Annotated in this window: 3 protein-coding genes; 2 read left to right on the forward strand and 1 reads right to left on the reverse strand. The window is 64.5% G+C overall.

The annotated features are described in order from the left end of the window. The first annotated feature begins 39 nt into the window (after positions 1-39). Both WBF82_RS13190 and WBF82_RS13195 read left to right on the forward strand, forming a co-directional pair. Positions 40-573: a sigma-70 family RNA polymerase sigma factor gene (locus WBF82_RS13190; RefSeq protein WP_424383464.1), complete on the forward strand. Its 534-nt coding sequence runs from the start codon at positions 40-42 to the stop codon at positions 571-573. A 112-nt stretch (positions 574-685) separates the two neighbouring features. Next, a complete protein-coding gene (locus WBF82_RS13195) occupies positions 686-1435 on the forward strand; it encodes an anti-sigma factor family protein (protein WP_424383462.1) in 750 nt (249 codons plus the stop codon). A gap of 10 nt (positions 1436-1445) precedes the next feature. Here WBF82_RS13195 and WBF82_RS13200 read toward each other — a convergent pair whose 3' ends face one another. Then, positions 1446-2786, reverse strand: a complete 1341-nt coding sequence (locus WBF82_RS13200) for an FAD-binding oxidoreductase (protein ID WP_424383463.1) — start codon at positions 2784-2786, stop codon at positions 1446-1448. Positions 2787-2916: the final 130 nt, after the last annotated feature.

Consider the following 2916-nt stretch of genomic DNA (forward strand, 5'->3'; position numbering starts at 1 on the left):
AAGACGCCCAGCTCGTATCACTTTGCAGGAGGTGATCGAGTGAGTCGACTGACCAGCGCAGCTGACGCTGAAGCCAATTTGATGAAGGCGCTCTATGACGAGCACGCCGGGGCTTTGTGGCGGTATGCGATGCGGTTGACCAGCGACGCCAGTCGTGCCGAAGACGTGGTCCAGGAGACGCTGTTGCGGGCTTGGCAGCATCCGGAGGTCATCAGCGACAGCGAGCGTTCGGCGCGTGCATGGTTGTTCACCGTCGCGCGCAACATGATCATCGATGAGCGACGCAGCCCGAAATTCCGCAATGTCGTTGCTTCGCTGGACGAGGCGGGCGCACCCGAGCGGTCGGTTCCCGACGAGGTCGACTCTGCACTCGACCGGCTGCTGATCGCCGACGCGATGGCGCAAATGTCGCCAGAACATCGAGCCGTTGTCGAGCGGTCCTACTACCGGGGCTGGAGCACCGCTCAGATCGCTGCCGATCTTGATATCGCTGAAGGCACCGTGAAATCGCGTCTACACTATGCCGTACGCGCATTGCGACTCACTCTGCAAGAGATGGGGGTGACCCGATGACGATGCGACATGCCAACCTGCCGGTCGTGGATACCCCCATCCGGGGGGCCATCGGCTCCGAATATTCAATGACCACTGCATATTCAATGACCACTGCACATGGGGGCACACGATGAGGTTGATCCAGGGCTTCGGTCCGCCAGGCGAGAGCGACTTGCCGGCGGGCGACAGCCACGAGTACGCGACGTGGGATGCAGCCTACGTGCTGGGGTCGTTGTCACCGGCCGACCGGCGCGACTTCGAGGCGCACCTAAGCGGGTGCCCGTCGTGCAGTCAGGCCGTCGCCGAACTCAGCGGCATGCCGGCCCTGCTGTCCAAGCTCGATAGCGACACCGTGGCCTCGATCAACGAGGGCGACCACGTCACCGAGGCGCCTCCGGACCTGCTGCCGTCGTTGCTGTCGGCAGTGCGCCAGCGGCGGCGCCGCTCGCGCGTGATGACATGGGCATCTTCGGCCGCTGCCGCTGCAGTGCTGGCGATCGGTGTGTTCGTCGGTGTTCCCGGCCTCACGGGCCATTCCCCGACGTCGGCGCCGCCGCAGGCGAGCAGCGCATCGGCCCTGCCGATGGACCAGGTCGGAACGAAGGCGCTGGCCTCGACAGTGACGCTGTCCAGCCAAAACTGGGGCACCGTCATCGACCTGCGGTGCGTCTGCCTGGCGCCGGTGTACGCCCGCCATGACAAGCTGGCGATGGTGGTGGTGAACCGCGACGGCACCCACACCCAGCTGGCGACCTGGGTAGCCGACCCCGGCCATACCGCGACGCCCGCCGGCAGCATCTCGACGCCGACCGATCAGATCGCAGCGGTGCAAGTGGTTTCCGCCGACAACGGCAAGGTGCTGCTCGAGCGCTCGCTGTAAACCCAGCCGACTACCCGCGAGCCATCCAGCTGTGGAACATGCCGTCCGGGTCGTAGCTTGCGCGTACCTGATCCAGGCGCGCCATGTTCGGATCGGTGATGAACTTCGCCGGACGTCGGGCCAGATTTTCGTCGGCGAGTGAGATGCCGGTCGCCAGGTGCGACATCGCCGCCATATTCGATGGGGCCCAATTGCGATAGCGTTCGTCGTCGGCCGGATCGTGCCAGGCGGTGTAGAGCGCCAGATAGATCTCGTCCTCCAGGCCGTAGACCTTGTCGGTGCGGTCCGCGGACGGTTTCCAGCCGGCGAATACAAAGTGCGACGGGTGGGGTGGCATCGTCTCGATGATCTTGCGGATTCCCGGCAACAGCTGTTCGGCCGAGGCTGACGTGAACATGTTGTCAACGCTGTAGCGATGCGTTGAAGGGTATTTGGTCATCACCGCCGCATACCAATTGGCCAGCGTCGTCGGCATATACGGAAGGCTGACGGTCGCATGGTCGATCACCGGGCAGGTGCCCAGGGCCGCAAGCGCTTTGGTGGCTTCGTCTTCGGAGTCAGCGAAGACCGGCGAGGCGATGGTGATGCCGAGCTTCTCGGACCCAGTTTCCGGTGCGCCGTAGGAGGTCAAGATCTGCATTTCGACTCGGTCGTCGATTTCGCTGCTGATTGTGCGTCCCCAGCTGAACACCTCGTCGGCGACCTCGATCGGGTACATGTACAAACAGGTGCCCAACACAGCCGGGCGCCGGTGCAGCCGCAAGGTGAATGAGGTGACCACGCCGAAGAAACCCGGCCCGCTACCGCGAGCGGCCCAGTACAGATCGGCGTGATTGTCCGGATCGCAGTAGATCAGTTCACCATCGGCGGTGACGATTTCCAGGCCAAGCACGCTCTCACACGCTGGCCCGACGACCTTGCTGTTCCAGCCGTAGCCACCCTGCAGCAGATAGCCGCCCAGCCGAATGCCTTCACAGTGGCCCGCGGGAAAGAACAGGCCTTGCGAGTCAAGATCTGTCGCAAAGACGCTGGCGATCTTGCCGGGTCCGACGCGCGCGGTCATCCGATCGGTGTCGACGCTGCAATGATCGAGGCGACTGACGTCGAGCAGCATGCCGCCGTCACGCAGATGGCTGGCGTTCCAGCTGTGTCCGCCTGAGCGGACGCCGATGTGAAAGCCGTGAGCCCGGGCGTGGCGCACCGCCGCGACGACGTCGTTAGTCTCGCAGGCCTGCATGATGACCGCCGGAAAGCGGTCCGGCAGAAGGCTATTCCACACCGCTGCGCGGCGGGCGGCTTCGTATTCATCCGTGCCGCGGTAGAAGAAGTGTTTTTCACGCAGTGACGCCATTGCAGTCCCCTTAAACCGCTGCCGAACGCTCAGCCCGGTCGGCGGTGTGCGACCCGGCCGCCAGGTATGCCGCGACCTGATCGGCCAATGGCGTTGCGGCCAGGCGGATCGCCCGCAGCGGGCCCCTGGG

Origin of the sequence: Mycobacterium sp. (assembly GCF_049673265.1) — a bacterium.
Classification (GTDB): domain Bacteria; phylum Actinomycetota; class Actinomycetes; order Mycobacteriales; family Mycobacteriaceae; genus Mycobacterium.